This is a genomic window from Bradyrhizobium sp. 26S5 (genome assembly GCF_036923295.1).
Lineage (GTDB): Bacteria > Pseudomonadota > Alphaproteobacteria > Rhizobiales > Xanthobacteraceae > Bradyrhizobium > Bradyrhizobium septentrionale.
In genome coordinates, this window is record NZ_CP145948.1 from 4,945,040 (window position 1) to 4,960,869 (window position 15,830).

At 64.3% G+C, this 15,830-nt stretch carries 12 protein-coding genes; 6 read left to right on the forward strand and 6 right to left on the reverse strand.

Features of this window, described 5'->3' with window-relative positions; all coding sequences use genetic code 11:
- Positions 1 to 67: 67 nt before the first annotated feature.
- Both V5279_RS22905 and V5279_RS22910 read right to left on the reverse strand, forming a co-directional pair.
- Complete coding sequence (locus V5279_RS22905; RefSeq protein WP_338687941.1) at positions 68 to 1,255, reverse strand: acyl-CoA dehydrogenase family protein; 1,188 nt, start codon at positions 1,253 to 1,255, stop codon at positions 68 to 70.
- A gap of 11 nt (positions 1,256 to 1,266) precedes the next feature.
- Positions 1,267 to 2,673, reverse strand: coding sequence for an MFS transporter (locus V5279_RS22910; RefSeq protein WP_338687943.1), 1,407 nt, complete (start codon positions 2,671 to 2,673; stop codon positions 1,267 to 1,269).
- Positions 2,674 to 2,939: 266 nt separating this feature from the next.
- On the opposite strand from V5279_RS22910, the gene V5279_RS22915 reads away from it, so the two are divergent.
- Positions 2,940 to 3,191 carry a PilZ domain-containing protein gene (locus V5279_RS22915; RefSeq protein WP_029081849.1) on the forward strand — a complete coding sequence of 84 codons (252 nt, stop codon included), beginning with the start codon at positions 2,940 to 2,942 and terminating at the stop codon, positions 3,189 to 3,191.
- Between the two features lie 78 nt (positions 3,192 to 3,269).
- A complete protein-coding gene (locus V5279_RS22920) occupies positions 3,270 to 4,001 on the forward strand; it encodes an adenylate/guanylate cyclase domain-containing protein (protein ID WP_338687946.1) in 732 nt (243 codons plus the stop codon).
- 147 nt (positions 4,002 to 4,148) lie between these two features.
- Here V5279_RS22920 and V5279_RS22925 read toward each other — a convergent pair whose 3' ends face one another.
- Positions 4,149 to 6,218: an ATP-dependent helicase gene (locus tag V5279_RS22925; protein ID WP_338687948.1), complete on the reverse strand. Its 2,070-nt coding sequence runs from the start codon at positions 6,216 to 6,218 to the stop codon at positions 4,149 to 4,151.
- Between the two features lie 112 nt (positions 6,219 to 6,330).
- Here V5279_RS22925 and V5279_RS22930 point away from each other — a divergent pair, with 112 nt between their 5' ends.
- Positions 6,331 to 6,588 (forward strand): hypothetical protein, encoded by a 258-nt coding sequence (locus V5279_RS22930; RefSeq protein WP_166295524.1) that lies wholly within the window; start codon positions 6,331 to 6,333, stop codon positions 6,586 to 6,588.
- 173 nt (positions 6,589 to 6,761) lie between these two features.
- Here the strand turns inward: V5279_RS22930 and V5279_RS22935 are convergent, their stop codons facing one another.
- Complete coding sequence (locus V5279_RS22935; protein WP_029081846.1) at positions 6,762 to 7,016, reverse strand: hypothetical protein; 255 nt, start codon at positions 7,014 to 7,016, stop codon at positions 6,762 to 6,764.
- A 118-nt stretch (positions 7,017 to 7,134) separates the two neighbouring features.
- Positions 7,135 to 7,335: a DUF3072 domain-containing protein gene (locus tag V5279_RS22940; protein ID WP_224741609.1), complete on the reverse strand. Its 201-nt coding sequence runs from the start codon at positions 7,333 to 7,335 to the stop codon at positions 7,135 to 7,137.
- A gap of 61 nt (positions 7,336 to 7,396) precedes the next feature.
- Between V5279_RS22940 and V5279_RS22945 the strand changes: the two genes are divergently transcribed.
- Positions 7,397 to 7,717, forward strand: coding sequence for a hypothetical protein (locus V5279_RS22945; protein ID WP_166293434.1), 321 nt, complete (start codon positions 7,397 to 7,399; stop codon positions 7,715 to 7,717).
- A 130-nt stretch (positions 7,718 to 7,847) separates the two neighbouring features.
- On the forward strand, positions 7,848 to 8,066 hold the full coding sequence (locus V5279_RS22950) for a hypothetical protein (protein ID WP_029081845.1): 219 nt from the start codon (positions 7,848 to 7,850) through the stop codon (positions 8,064 to 8,066).
- Between the two features lie 11 nt (positions 8,067 to 8,077).
- Here V5279_RS22950 and V5279_RS22955 read toward each other — a convergent pair whose 3' ends face one another.
- Positions 8,078 to 10,066, reverse strand: a complete 1,989-nt coding sequence (locus V5279_RS22955; protein WP_338687962.1) for a PAS domain S-box protein — start codon at positions 10,064 to 10,066, stop codon at positions 8,078 to 8,080.
- Between the two features lie 393 nt (positions 10,067 to 10,459).
- Here V5279_RS22955 and V5279_RS22960 point away from each other — a divergent pair, with 393 nt between their 5' ends.
- Positions 10,460 to 15,814: a HAMP domain-containing protein gene (locus V5279_RS22960; RefSeq protein WP_338701346.1), complete on the forward strand. Its 5,355-nt coding sequence runs from the start codon at positions 10,460 to 10,462 to the stop codon at positions 15,812 to 15,814.
- Positions 15,815 to 15,830 lie beyond the last annotated feature (16 nt).

Sequence of the window (15,830 nt, forward strand, 5' to 3'; positions counted from 1 at the left end):
TTCGCGTGAAGAAAATGTGTCCAAACGAGAATCTGGGGCCTCGTTCCGATCCAATCGGAACGAGGCCCTAGACGAAGCTGAGGTCGGCATCGACGCCGAGCATCCAGGCGCCGACGGTCTCGAAATGGCTGAACCGGCCCTGCAATTGCTGGGTCACGGTGTGGATGTCGCGGAAGCGCCGCTCCAGCGGATGGCCGTCGAAGATCGCGGTGGCGCCGGCGGCATTGTAGGCGAAGTCGACCGCCTCGCGCCCCTTGTGGATGGCATGCGTTGCCGCCATCCGGATCGTCATGCGCTGCGCGACCGTGATGCTGTTGCCGGCAACCAGGTCCTTCCAGATGTCGGCCATCGATTGCAGCAGGAACGCGCGCGCCGCCCGCAGATTGACCTCGGCCTGGGCGAGGCCGGATTGCACGACCGCATTGTCGCGCAACGTCTTCTTCATGCCGCGCGGCACCTTGTTGCGGGCGACGTCGACGAAATTGTCCAGCGCGCTGCGGGCAATGCCGCAGGCGACCCCGGCAAAGCCGATCTGATAGCAGGTGTGGTTGCTCATCCGGTACAGCGGGCCGTGCTCGCGGCATTCGCGGTCGAACTCACGGGTGATCGAATGGTCCGAACGGACGAAGAAGTCGTTGAGCGCAAACTGATCGCTGGCGGTGCCGCGCAGCCCGACCGTGTTCCAAATGTCGGTCCATTCAACGTCTTCGGTGCGCACCAGCATGGTGCGCTCGACCTGCTCGCCATTGGCGTCACGGCGCGGTGCGCCGTCGGCGGCATAGATCGGGCAGTGGGCGCCGAGCCAGGTGGCGTGGCGTCCGCCGGAGGCAAACGACCAGACCCCGGTGACGCGGTAGCCGCCTTCGCACTCAATCGCCTTGACCTTCGGGCCGGGACCCCAGGCGAGCACCGCGCGTGGGTCGGCAAACACCTCCCGCGCAACCGGCAGGTCGAGATAGGCGGCCGACATCGCACAGCCGCCGGCCTGGCTCAGGCACCACGCCGTCGAGGCATCGCCCTTCGCAATGGTCTCAATGACATGGAAGAAGGTGACGGGATCGGTCTCGATCCCGTTGGTCGACCGCGGCAACAGCAGGCGGAACAGCCGCGCCTCATGCAGCCGGTCGAGCAGGTCGGGTGGCAGGCGGCGCGTCATCTCGATATCGTTGGAGGCGGCTGCAACCGCGTCCCTGATCGCCTCGGCGCGAGCGATCACGTCGCGGTCGCCCGCAAGGTCGGCGGAGGTCACGCTCATATTCGTCTCCCTCAGGCGCGCCGGATCGTTGCGGACGCCGCGACGTCAGCCGTCGCGTTGAGCTCCTTGTCGATCTGCTCGATCGACTTGCCCCGGGTCTCGAGCCCGAAGAACAGATAGACGGCGCCCGCCATCAGGAACCAGCAGCCGAGATAGACGAAGGCGGTTGGGATCTGGGTCAGCGGCACGTCCGGCTTGAGATAGTTGTTCGATCCAACGATCAGGGCAAGCCCGACCGGCCCGATGATCTTGCCGATGCCGCCGAAGCCATAGGCCGAACCCATGCCCGTGGTGCGCAGATGCGACGGCCAGACCTCGGCCGCATAGGGTCCGACGATCGCAAAGCCGCCGTCGGCGAAGAAGAAGGCGGCAGCGAGCAGCAGCCAGAACGCCGACATCCCGAACAGCGTCACGTCGTAGTGATAGCCGGCAATGATCGTCAGCGCCCCGGCCCCCAACCCGAGCAGGCCGCCGGCGACGCGCCGTCCCAGCAGTTCCGAGAACCATGAGAAGGAGATGCGGCCGAGGAAACCGGTGACGCTGAGCAGGATCATCATCTTGGCGGCCTCCTGCGGCGTGACCTTCAGGAGCAGCACGAACAGCGCGGGCGCCCAGAGTGTGATGCCGTAGACGCCGGTCTGCGCGCCGGCATTGCCAAGCCAAGAGACGATCAGGCTGCGCGGATATTTGAACAGGTCGAACCAGCTCGTCTTGACGATCGGACCGACGTCGGCTGCGCTCGGCAATGGCAGCTCCGACGGCGACATCTGCAGGGCCCAGGCAAGCGACTTGCGGGCTTCGTCATAGCGTCCCTGTCGGCACAGCCAGCGCGGCGATTCCGGAACCCAGAGCCGGACCAGAAGCACCAGGACCGCCGGCAGCACGCCGATCGCAAACAACAGCCGCCACTGGTCGGCGCCCATCACGGCTCCCAGCACCGCGCCGAGCCCGACGCCGAGCGGGATCACACAGGTCACCAGCCCGCCGACCCAGCCCCGCTTGTGCGAGGGCATGAACTCCTGCACCAGCGGCAGGTCGACACAATAGAGGCCGCCGACGCCGACGCCGACGAAGAAGCGCAGGATCGCTAGGTAGACCCAGCCGTTATCGGGCGTGAAATAGAGCAGGCCGGTCGCGATCGAGAAGTTCAGGACGGTACCGATGAAGACGATGCGGCGGCCGATCCGGTCGGCGAGCCAGCCCCAGAGATACGCGCCGATGATGGCGCCGATGCCGGAACTCATCAGCACGGTGGCCGATTGGCCAAAGGTGAGTTTCCACGGTCCGATCAGGAACGCGAGTACAAAGCCGATCAGGAAGTAGTCGAAGAATTCCAGCGCATCGCCGATGATGGCCGCCGCAAGGATCTTGATCTGGTTGCCGGTCAGAGTCGTCCGGCGATCGAGAATCTCGAACATGGCGCGTTTTCCCCATGGCGCCTGTTCATTGTTACCAGGAGCGTGCGTTGCGCCAGCGCTTCGCCCATAGGGTGAGGCTATCCTCGCGCCATCGCGAACGACAAGCCCGCGCTGACGCGGGGCTCATCTGCAGTGACGCGATAAGCAATTCGGCCTACTGCTTCGCACAAATCGTGGTGCGAAAGCCCGATCCGGCCTGTCGGAGCCGTTGACTTCGGCAATGCCGATCGCCCACGCTTGTGTGAAGGAAGTTGGGGGGAGGCTGGGTGGACGAAAAGCGCAGGCATCCGCGAACCGAGGTCAATGAACCCGGCTATGTTTCATCGGGCGGTTCGGTCATGCATTGCACGATCGTGAACATTTCGCCGGAGGGAGCCGCGATCGAGGTCGAGAATCCGGCCTTCGTCCCGCATCGCTTCCGCCTGGTGATGGCCAAGGACGCCTCTGTTGTCTACGAGTGCCAGGTGGTCTGGAGCAAGAAGACGCGGATCGGACTGAGCTTCGTGACGCCGACCTGAGCGCGGCGCGCTGCAAATCCCGGCCCGGACGTCCTGGATCGCCCGGGTTTCGTTGCTGGAACGACTGGTGGTGTGCCGATGACTCCGGAACCTGCAACGATCTGCCTCGGCTGCTGGCAAAACCTGCATATGCCGATTCCCCTGCGCGGCCCGTTGTCGGCGCCGTTCCGCCTGTTTGGCGTCAAGCCGAGCCGCATGAACCCGAACACCTGCACGCTCTGCGAGATGGCCTTCTCGAAGATCATGAAGGCGCGCGCCGTGACAATCGACGCCACCATCCTGTTTGCCGATCTGCGCGGCTACACCACGCTGACCCAGACCATCGCGCCGGACGGACTGACATCGCTTCTGGATGCGTTCTACGATGACTGCGCCGCCGCGATCTGGCGCTATGACGGCATTCTCAACAAGACGATCGGCGATGCCGTGTTCGCGATCTTCAATTTTCCGGTGCGGCGGGACGACCATGCGGTGCAGGCCTTGCTGGCCGCGCGCGACATCCAGCGCCGCTTCCAGGAAAGGCACGACGCGCTGGTGCGGACGATCGGCGCCGGCGACATCGATATCGGCATCGGAATCGGGATGGACAGCGGGGACACCAATTTCGGCGAGTTCGGCCAGACCCATCGCGACCTGACGGCGGTCGGCACCGTCGTGAACCGCGCCGCGCGCGCCCAGGCGGCGGCGAAATCCGGCGAGATCCTGGTCACGACGGCGGTGCGGGAAAGAACGGGCGACATGATCACGGCAGCCGGTTCCGATCACGCGCTGAAGGGCTTCGACCAGCCCGTCAGATTGTTTCCTGCGTGAATTGACGCGGCGCAAAAAAACGACGGCTCCAGCGCGAAACTCCGCGCCGAAGCCGTCGGGGATGGTCGTTTGCCGATTACGAACGCGGCTTCAACGCGAGGCCGGCGGCTTCGTTCCAGGCCGTCTGAAAATCTTTCGCAACCGGCGTCAGCGCCACATGCCGCGCATCCGGGCTCCGATGTCGATCGGCGGCGCGCGGCTGGCGGACGCGGCCTGCGCGGTGGCGGCGCGCGGCCAGGTGGTCCGCTCGAACATCGGCAGCAGCCGTTCCGGGATGAAACGGGTGCGCGAGGCGTACATGTGGCGCTCGCCCTTGGCGGCCTGGCCGTGGACGAAAAAGCGCTGCGGCACCAACAGGTGCAGATCGTCCTTGGCGCGGGTCATGGCGACATAGAGCAGGCGGCGCTCCTCCTCGAGTTCCGCCGATGTGCCGGCGCCGAGATCGGAGGGCATGCAGCCATCGACGACATTGAGCACGTAGACCGACTTCCATTCCTGCCCCTTGGCGGAGTGGATCGTCGACAGGATCAGGTAATCCTCGTCGAGCAGCGGCACGCCGGCCTGGTCGCTGGTCGCGTCCGGCGGATCGAGTGTGAGTTCGGTGAGGAAGCGTTCGCGTGACGGATAGCCGGCGGCGATCTGCTCGAGCTGGATGAGGTCGGCGCGGCGGACCTCGCTATCCTCGTGGATGCGGTCGAGATGCGGCTCGTACCAGTGGCGCGCGCGTTCGATGTCAACAGGCCATTCCGAATAGCGGAGGTTCTCGATGGCCTCGACGAACAGCCGCCAGTCGGCACCGACGCGGGGCGGGGCGGGCAGTGCTGCGAGCGCTGCGATCGGATCGGCGGCCTCGGCCATGCGGTCGAGTACGCGCTGCGCCGAGGCCGGCCCGACGCCGGGCAATAGATGCAGGATCCGAAAGCCCGCGACCCGGTCGCGCGGATTGGCGGTGAAGCGCAGCAGCGCCAGCATGTCCTTGACGTGCGCAGCATCGAGGAATTTGAGCCCGCCGAATTTCACGAACGGAATATTGCGGCGGGTCAGTTCGACCTCCAGCGGTCCGCTATGCGAGGAGGTGCGGAACAGCACTGCCTGGTGCTTGAGCAGCGCGCCTTCTTCGCGGTTGGCCAGCACTTGCTCGACGATGTAGCGCGCCTGATCGGCCTCGTCGCGGATCGTGACGAGCAGCGGCTTGCGGGACGAGGTGCGGTCGGTCCAGAGGTTCTTGGTGAAGCGTTCCTTGGCGAGCGAGATCACGCCATTGGCTGCCGACAGGATCGGCTGCGTCGAGCGATAGTTGCGGTCGAGCGTGACGATCTCGGCAGCCGGGCTGAACTGCGACGGGAAGTCGAGGATGTTGCGCACGGTGGCGGCACGGAACGAATAGATCGACTGCGCATCGTCGCCGACCACGGTGAGCCCGCGCCCCCCAGGCTTGAGCGCAAGCAGGATCGAGGACTGCAGGCGGTTGGTGTCCTGATATTCGTCGACCATCACATGGTCGAAGCGGCCGCCGATCTCCTCGGCCAGCGCCGTGTCCGTCACCATCTGCGCCCAATAGAGCAGGAGGTCATCGTAATCGAGCACGTTCTGCCGTTGCTTGGCTTCGACATAGGCCGCGAACAGCTGCTTCAATTCGCTGGCCCAGCCAGCGCACCAGGGGAAGAACTGCCCGAGCACGGTCTCGATCGGCATCTCCGCGTTCACGCAGCGCGAATAGATCGCAAGGCAGGTGCCCTTGGTGGGAAACCGGCTTTCGGCGCGGGAGAAACCGAGGTCGTGGCGGACCAGGTTCATCAGGTCGGCGGAGTCTTCACGATCATGGATCGTGAAGGCCGGCTCGAGGGCGATGCGTTCGGCGAATTCCCGCAGCAGCCGCGCGCCGATGCCGTGGAACGTGCCGGCCCAGCTCAGTGCATCGGTCATGATGGAGGCGCGCTCGCCGAGTACGCGCCGAGCAATGCGCTTGACGCGGCCGGCCATTTCGGCGGCGGCGCGCCGCGAAAAAGTCATCAGCAGGATGCGGCGCGGATCGGCGCCTGCGACGATCAGATGCGCGACGCGATGGGCGAGCGTGTTGGTCTTGCCGGAGCCCGCGCCCGCGATCACCAGTAGCGGGGCGCCGACGATGCAATCCTTGCCGACCCCGTGCTCGACCGCACGGCGCTGCTCGGAATTGAGCGCATCGAGATAGGCTGTGTTGGCAAGTTCAGGCACGAATCACCCCCACAAAACGCTAACAGACATTGCGATTCAGTGGAGCCGATGCACCGGGGCGGATGCAGAGAAATTAGATTGACATTAACGCGGTGCGGCGCACAACCGCGCCATGGGTGACGTATCCAAATCCGACACGCCGCTGAAGGCGACGTTCAAGGTGCGGCTGAACGGCGAGACGGTGACGCTTGCGACCGTCGGTCAGGCCTACCGCTTCATCAGCAATCTCAGCGCCGTCGAATGGATGGAATTCCGCTCGCTGCATGACGAGGCGTTGGTTGCGCTGGAGAGGGCGGCCGGGAATGCCATGCTGACGGTGCAAGCGACCAGCGCGTTGCGGACGCTGTTCGTCCGCGCCAAATTGCTTTGAAAGAAAATGGGCCGCCTTGGCCTTCCTTTGGCGCTCCGAGGCGGCCCTAGATTAGCGGCCGAAGCGCAATCCGCATCCGGCCGTCGCGTGTACCGCCGTTACCTTGTTTGCGGCCATAACGAACAGCGACTTACGAGACCATCGCCGATTCGGCTGTAGCCGCCGCACCACAATCAGGGGCCGACGTCGTCGACGAGGCGGTCATACACCAGCGCGGACCGCAGATTCATGGTCGCGATCTTCAGATAGCCCGGTTCGCGCATGGCGTTGTTGAACATCATGATCGCCGTCTTCCAGTAACCACGCTCGCGCTGATCGATATTCAGCGTCGACAAATAGTCCGCGGCGTCGCCGACGGTCGCGAGCGTTCGCCCGTTTTTCAGCGCGATCGGGAACGCTAGTGGCGATCGCTTCTCCAGCTCCAGCACGTAAGGCTCCCCCAAGCAAAGCAGCGATAAAGACAAAGCAGCAACGACAGAAACAGAACTAGCTGCGCCGCTATATCAAAGCCTTAAGGGGGTGTCCGGCCCGGTCCGGATGGGGAGTTCAGAAAGAGTCCGCCAGCGCGATCTCGGCCCTGAGGGCATCGATGCGCCGTTCGGCTTCCTCGGACGTCAGGTCGCGCGCGTACTGGTTCGGCTGATACGCCTCCTCGGCAAGGTTCCTCAGCCGCAGCGCCTGGGCACGGGTCATCAGCCCGCCAAGGCGCTGCGCAACCCCGCCAAATCTTACCGCTGCCATGCTCATTGCCTACCTCGTTTGCTGGATCGTGACTTGACAATATGTTCTATTTTTGTTCTAACAAGCTATGGACAACAAGATCAATGAAATTCGTCGAAGGATCAGCACCTTGCGGGCTGAAATGACCCTGATCGAGGCGTCGATCCGTGATCAGATCAACCGCGACCTCGATTGCAGTGAGGCGTCATGCCGGCTGATGGCGATGCGGGCCGAAGTGGCCGAGCTCATTGGTCGATGGAAAGCCTCCGGCGGCGGCGACCGCCTCCCGACGGTGCGGGAGCGGCTAAGCCGAAGCTTTGCGGACCGCCCTGTTGCGACCGTCAAGCCGACCCCCGTCAACTCGAAGAAGGCCCCGCCCAAGCCGGGCCACAGCAACGCGAAGGTTTGATCGGCCTGCCCGAGCTGGAGGGCGCGCCTCAGACCGGCTTGAGCCCAAATCTGGTTTCGAGGCGGGAACCGGAGCCACGGATGGGCATTTTCTTGTGGTGAGAGCCAATTCCATAGCATCGTCCAGCGCCATGATCGCCGATCCGACCGCGCCACCGCGGGCATCGATGAATGACGATCGCAGCCCGTTGCTGACGCTGATTTCCTGTATCAGCTGCATCAGGACGATGCGGCTTGAGAGCAGCCACCCGGGCACCGAGGGCAGGGATATTCTCCAGTACCGCTGCGAGCAGTGCAGCCGCATCGAGCGGGTGCAATTGGTGCGGCGAAGCTGGCCGGCCGAACGCTAGCCCTTGGTTTTTTAGGAGTGCGCTTTTGCCTTTGGTCTGAGCGCAACGTCCCGCGCGGCGGAATCGAACTCGCCCACAGCGCCTGCGGACGGGTTGCCCATGACGCCGCCCGAGCCTTGTCCGGTCAGTTTCGAGAGTTCGCGGCTGAGATCGTGGATGCGGTACGGCTTGCGCAGGACCGGAAAGTCGGACCTCACGTCGCGTGCACTCTTGCTGTAACCGGTCGTCAGCAGGATCGGCAGCTCGGGCTTCCTGTCCCGGATCGCGCGCGCCAGCTTCAGCCCATCCATCCTGCCGGGCATCACGATGTCGCTGAACACCACATCGACCCCGTTGGCGTCGATTTCCGATAGGGCAGCTTCTGCGTTCGACGCCCAGCGCACGGTGTAGCCGAGCTGTTCGAGCAGGCCCGTGCTCGCATCGGCGACAGCGGGATTGTCCTCGATCAGCAGGACGATTGCGGAGCCGCGCACGCTGTGGTCCGCGGTCGTACGCTTTGCGGCAGCGGTCCCGCGGGGCAGGTAGATGCTGACCGTCGTGCCCTTGCCGAGCGTGCTTGCGATCTCGACCCGGCCGTCGGCCTGGTGCGCAAAACCGTGGACCTGGGACAGTCCGAGGCCGGTCCCTTTGCCGACCGGCTTGGTGGTGAAGAACGGGTCGAAGACCTTGCTCAGCACATCCTCGGGAATGCCTTCGCCGGTATCGGCCACGCCGACGGCGACCTCGGCGGTTTCGGGTGCGTTGCGAGCCGAGACGGTCAGCTTACCGCCATTGGCCATCGCGTCCCGTGCATTGACCACAAGGTTGATCAGCGCGGTTTCAAATTCGTTCGGGTCGACGAACACCGGCCAGAGATCCGGCTGGATCTCCATGTTCAACTTGATCGCGCCGCCTAGCGCGCTGCTCAGCACCTCGCGCAGCGCGGCGATCCTGTCGGCGACGTCGACGGTCTGCGGATTGACGCTCTGACGGCGCGCGAAGGTGAGCAGCTGGCTGGTCAGGGAGGCGGCACGCTCGGAGGCGGTGTCGATCGCGCTGAGCGCGAGCTGGCCGCGCTCGCTCGTCACCTCGCGCTTGATCCGGTGCAGATTGCCCGAGATGATCATCAGCAGGTTGTTGAAATCGTGCGCGACGCCGCCGGTCAATTGACCGAGCGCATCCATCTTCTGCGACTCCGCCAGCTGGCGCTGCACCAGTTCGAGCTTCTGTTGCGCCTCACGCCGCTCGGAAATGTCCCGTGTGATCTTGGCAAAGCCGACCAGGCTGCCGTCGCCGTCGCGGATCGGATCGATCACGACGCTGGCCCAGAAGAACGAGCCGTCCTTGCGGACCCGCCAGCCATCCTCCTCGTAGTGCCCGGTCTCTTCCGCGATCTTGAGCGCGCGGGCCGGCTTGCCTGCGGCCTGGTCGGCCGGCGTATAGAACCGCGAGAAGCTTTGGCCGATGATCTCGTCGGGCGAATAGCCCTTGATGCGCTCGCCGCCGGCGTTCCAGTTGGCGACGATCCCGGCCGGCGTCAGCATGTACAGCGCGTAGTCGGTGACGTTGCTCACCAGCAGACGAAACTGGCTTTCGCTGGCATCGAGATCCGCGCGCGCTTGCTGCCGCTCGGTGATGTCGCGGGTGACCATCGCGTAGCCGACGAGCTTGCGCTTCTCGTATATCGGGTCGATGACGACAGAGGCGTGGAATTGCGATCCATCCTTGCGGATGAACCAGCCCTCCGCCGCGGCATGCTTTTCCGTCCGCGCGATCTGCAGGGCCTTGGCGGGAAGGCCGGAAGCGCGATCCTCCGCAGGATAGAAGACCGAGAAGTGCTTGCCGAGGATGGCCTTCGCCGAATAGCCCGTGATGCGCGCGGCGCCCTTGTTCCAGTTGGTCACCCGTCCATCGGGGGCGAGCATGCAGATCGCGTAGTCGATCAGGCCTCCGGCCAACAGCCGAAAGTTGCGCTCGCTCTCGAAAATGCCGCGCTTGGGTCGATCCGATTTCTTAACCATCACAAATCCTGCCATTCGGCCGGAACGTTTCGGAGAGGCGAATGTTCCAATGCGATCAGATGCGACCGTGGGTACCAGGCAATACGAACGGCTTACGCTGCTTTGCGAAAAAGTTCCATTCCGCGTTGGAACTTTAGGTTCCATTAGCGATTAAGCTACTCGGTTTGCGTCACAAATCGCGGTTTTGGCGTTTTCCCGCTTGAATAGAACACGGGCAGTCATTCTTATGGTCACACTGGCTTTTCCGAGTCTCTCGACAGGGGGCCAGCGCGTAGGGGAAATTACATGACCGATCTCGGTTCGCCGCCTCGTCCCCGTGCTGATACCCGCCGCGCCCAATCATCCAACGGAAGCCTCGATTCCTCGCACGACCTGCTGCAATCCCTGCAGGCGATGCGCGGCGGCGACTTCTCGGTTCGCATGCGCGGCGACTATCTCGGGATCGACGGCAAGATCGCGGACGCCTTCAACGAAATCGCCGCGGCGAACGAACGTATGGCGCAGCAATTGGCGCGCGTCGGACAGGTGGTCGGCCGCGAGGGGCAGACCCGCCAGCGCGTCAATTTCGGCCTCGCCAGCGGCGCCTGGGCCGATATGGAAAGCTCGGTCAATACGCTGATCGACGATCTCTTGTGGCCGACCCGCGAGGTCACGCGGGCGGTCGCCGCGGTGGCGCAGGGCGACCTGCTGCAGACCGTGCAGCTCGACGTCGAGGGCAGGCCGCTGCGCGGCGAATTCCTGCAGTCGGCGAACATCGTCAACACGATGATCAAGCAACTCTCGGTATTCACCTCGGAGGTCACGCGCGTGGCCCGCGAGGTCGGCACCGAGGGCAAGCTCGGCGGCCAGGCCCAGGTGCCGGAGGTGACCGGTGTCTGGAAGGACCTGACCGAGAGCGTCAACTCGATGGCCAACAATTTGACCGGCCAGGTCCGCAACATCGCCGAGGTGACGATCGCGGTCGCCAATGGCGACTTGTCCAAGAAGATCACGGTCGACGTCCGCGGCGAGATCCTGCAGCTGAAGGAAGCCATCAACACGATGGTCGATCAGTTGCGCTCGTTTGCGTCGGAAGTGACGCGCGTGGCGCGCGAGGTCGGCACCGACGGGAAGCTCGGCGGCCAGGCGATCGTGCCCGGCGTCGCCGGCACCTGGAAGGATTTGACCGACTCGGTGAACGCGATGTGCGGCAACCTGACTGCCCAGGTGCGCAATATCGCCAATGTGACCACGGCGGTGGCGCGCGGCGACCTGTCGCGCAAGATCACGGTCGACGTCAGCGGCGAGATCCTCGAGCTGAAGGACACCATCAACACGATGGTCGACCAGCTCAACTCGTTCGCCTCGGAAGTGACGCGCGTCGCGCGCGAGGTCGGCACCGAAGGCAAACTCGGCGGCCAGGCCCAGGTGCCCGGCGTCGCCGGCACCTGGAAGGACCTGACCGACAACGTCAACTTCATGGCGTCGAACCTGACCGCGCAGGTTCGCAACATCGCCGACGTCGCGACCGCGATCGCCGGCGGCGACCTGTCGAAGAAGATCACGGTGAACGTGTCGGGCGAGATCCTTCAGCTGAAGGAAACCCTCAACACCATGGTCGACCAGCTCAACGCCTTCGCATCCGAAGTGACGCGCGTGGCGCGTGAGGTAGGCACCGAAGGCAAGCTCGGCGGCCAGGCTAACGTGCTCGGCGTTGCCGGCACGTGGAAGGATTTGACCGACAACGTCAACTTCATGGCGTCGAACCTGACCGCGCAGGTCCGCAACATCGCCGGCGTCACCACCGCGGTCGCCAATGGCGACCTGTCGAAGAAGATCACGGTGGACGTGCGCGGCGAAATCCTCGAGTTGAAGGACACCATCAACACGATGGTGGACCAGCTCAACGCCTTCGCCGGCGAAGTGACGCGCGTGGCGCGCGAGGTCGGCACCGAAGGCAAGCTCGGCGGCCAGGCCGAGGTGCGCGGCGTTGCCGGCACCTGGAAGGATCTGACCGACAACGTCAACTTCATGGCGTCGAATCTCACCGCGCAGGTCCGCAACATCGCCGAGGTCGCGACCGCGATCGCCGGCGGCGACCTGTCGAAGAAGATCACGGTGGACGTGCGCGGCGAGATCCTGCTGCTCAAGGACACCCTGAACACGATGGTCGAGCAGCTGCGCTCGTTCGCCGCCGAAGTGACGCGCGTGGCGCGCGAGGTCGGCACCGAGGGACGGCTCGGCGGCCAGGCCGTGGTGCCCGGCGTCGGCGGCACCTGGAAGGACCTCACCGACAACGTCAACCTCTTGGCCGCGAACCTGACCACGCAGGTCCGCAACATCGCCGAGGTGACCACCGCTGTGGCGCGCGGGGACCTGTCACGCAAGATCACGGTCGACGTGAAGGGCGAGATTCTCGAGCTGAAGAACACCATCAACACGATGGTGGACCAGCTCAACGCCTTCGCCGGCGAGGTCACGCGCGTGGCGCGCGAGGTCGGCACCGAGGGCAAGCTCGGCGGCCAGGCCGAGGTGCGCGGCGTCGCCGGCACTTGGAAGGATCTCACCGACACCGTCAACGTCATGGCGGCGAACCTGACCGAGCAGGTGCGCGGCATCGTCAAGGTGGTGACCGCGGTTGCCAACGGCGACCTGAAGCAGAACCTGACGGTGAAGTCGAAGGGCGAGGTGGCCGCGCTCGCCGACACCATCAACAACATGACCGAGACGCTCGCGACCTTCGCCGAGCAGGTCACCAGCGTGGCGCGTGAGGTCGGCGTCGAGGGCCGGCTCGGCGGTCAGGCCAACGTGCCCGGCACAGCCGGCACCTGGAAGGATTTGACTGGCAACGTCAACCTGCTGGCGGCCAACTTAACCTCCCAGGTGCGCGCGATCGCGGAAGTGGCGACCGCGGTCACCAAGGGCGACCTGACGCGCTCGATTCAGGTCGACGTGCGCGGCGAGGTCGCAGAGCTCAAGGACAATATCAACACGATGATCGGCAACCTCCGTCTCACGACGGAGCGCAACACCGAGCAGGACTGGCTGAAGACCAATCTGGCGCGCTTCACCAACATGCTGCAGGGCCAGCGCGATCTTGCGACCGTCGGCCGTCTGCTGCTGACCGAGCTGGCGCCACTGATCAACGCGCATATGGGCGTGATCTACCAGGTCGACAATCCCGAGAATGCGCAGCTGCGCCTGTTGTCGGCCTATGCCAGCGACAGCAACAATCCGCATCCGCAAATCGTCCAGTTCGGCGATGGATTGGTCGGTCAGTGCGCGCTCGACAAGCGGCAGCGCTTCGTTTCCGATATTCCCGGCGATGCGGTGCCGATCAATTCGGCGTTGATGCGGGTCATGCCGAAGAACCTCGTCGTGTTCCCGGTGCTGTTCGAGAACCAGGTCAAGGCGGTGATCGAGCTGTCCTCGATCTCCTCGTTCACGACCTCGCAGATCACCTTCCTCGAACAGCTCACCGACAGCATCGGCATCGTGCTCAACAGCATCGAGGCGACGATGCAGACCGAGGCGCTGCTCAAGCAGTCGCAACAGCTCGCCGGCGAGCTGCAGACCCAGCAGAAGGAATTGCAGCAGACCAACGATCAGCTCGAGCAGAAGGCCCAACAGCTCGCCGAGCGCAATGTCGACGTCGAGCGCAAGAACCAGGAAATCGAGCAGGCGCGGCGCGCGCTGGAAGAGAAGGCGACCGAGCTGTCGCTGACCTCGAAGTACAAATCCGAATTTCTCGCCAACATGTCGCACGAGCTGCGGACGCCGCTGAACTCGATCCTGATCCTGGGCCAGCAGCTCACCGAGAATCCGGACGGCAATCTGACCGGCAAGCAGGTCGAGTTCGCCCGCACCATTCATGGTGCCGGCACCGACCTATTGAACCTGATCAGCGACATCCTCGATCTCTCCAAGATCGAGTCCGGCACGGTGACGGTCGATGCCGAGGAAATTCTGACGTCGAGCCTGCTCGAGACGGTCGGACGGCCGTTCCGTCACGAGGCGGAGAACCGGCACCTCTCCTTCAGCATCGATGTCGACGCCAATCTGGCGCGCAGCATGGTCACCGACTCCAAGCGGCTGCAGCAGGTGCTGAAGAACCTGCTCTCGAACGCGTTCAAGTTCACCGCGGAGGGCGGCGTCAGCCTGACGGTGTCGGCCGCGCTCGGCGGCTGGAGTGCAGAGCATCCGATCCTCAACGCGGCGCCCGCCGTCGTCGCGTTCGAAGTGTCGGATACCGGCATCGGCATTCCCCAGGAGAAGCAGAAGCTGATCTTCGAGGCGTTCCAGCAGGCCGACGCCGGCACCAGCCGCAAATATGGCGGCACCGGTCTTGGCCTTGCCATCAGCCGCGAGCTGGCGGGCCTGCTTGGCGGCGAGATCCATCTGCGCAGCGCGCCGGGCAAGGGCTCGACCTTCACGCTCTATCTGCCGCTGAAATATGCCGGACCGTCGGCCGGGCTGCGACCGCAGGCTCAGCCGCTACAGATGCCGCACACCACGGCACCGTCGCTGCAATCAGCGGGCACGCAGGAGCGCGTGATCGAGCAGCTTCCGGACGACCGGCTCAATCTCGAGCCCGGCGACACCATCCTTTTGATCGTCGAGGACGATCCGCATTACGCGCGGGTCCTGATCGATCTGGCGCGCGACAAGGGCTTCAAGGTTCTGGTCGCAGCCCGCGGCGCCGAGGCGCTCGATCTCGCCAAGCAGTTCCAGCCGAGCGCGGTCTCGCTCGACGTCTTCCTGCCGGACATGCTGGGCTGGACCGTGCTGAGCCAGCTCAAGCACAATCCACTGACCCGTCACATTCCGGTCCAGATCATTACGCTCGACGAGGACCGGCAACATGCGCTGGCCCGCGGCGCCTTCTCCTTCGTCAACAAGCCGACCACGACCGAAGGCGTCAGCGCCGCGCTGTCGCAGATCAAGGAATACGCGAGACCGCGCCGCAAGCGGCTCCTGATCGTGGAGGATAACGCGGCGGAACAGCTCAGCATCACCGAGCTGCTCGGGCACGAGGATATCGAGATCGTGACCAGCGGCACCGGGGCAGGGGCGCTCTCGACGCTGCGCGAAAATCCCTGCGACTGCGTCGTGCTCGATCTACGGCTGCCCGACATGAGCGGTTTCGAGGTGCTGGATCAGATCCGCCAGGACCAAATGCTCTCCAATATTCCCGTTGTCGTGTTTACGGGCCGGGAACTTTCGGCCGAGGAAGACGCGGAACTGCACACGATGGCGCGCAGCATCGTCGTCAAGGGTGTGGAGTCGCCGGAGCGGCTGCTCGATGAAACGTCACTGTTCCTGCACCGTGTGATCACGGAATTGCCCGTCGAAAAACAGAGGATGCTGGAGAAGCTCAATAGTTCCGATGAGGACCTGATTGGCAAGACGGCGCTGCTGGTCGACGATGACGCCCGCAACATCTTCGCGCTGTCGAGCGTGCTGGAACGGCGCGGTATGAAGGTGTTGACGGCGACAACGGGGCATGAAGCGATCTCGCTGGTCGAATCCAACCCGAGGATCGCGATTGTCCTGATGGACATCATGATGCCGCAGATGGACGGTTACCAGACCATCGGCGCTATCAGGCAAAATCCCGCCTTTTTGCGGTTGCCGATCATTGCGCTGACCGCGAAGGCGATGAAGGGCGACCGCGAGAAATGCCTGGAGGCAGGCGCGTCCGACTACCTGGCGAAACCCGTCAACACCGAGCAACTGCTGCTGGCGATCCGCATGTGGCTGCACCGCTGATCGGCGATCGAACATG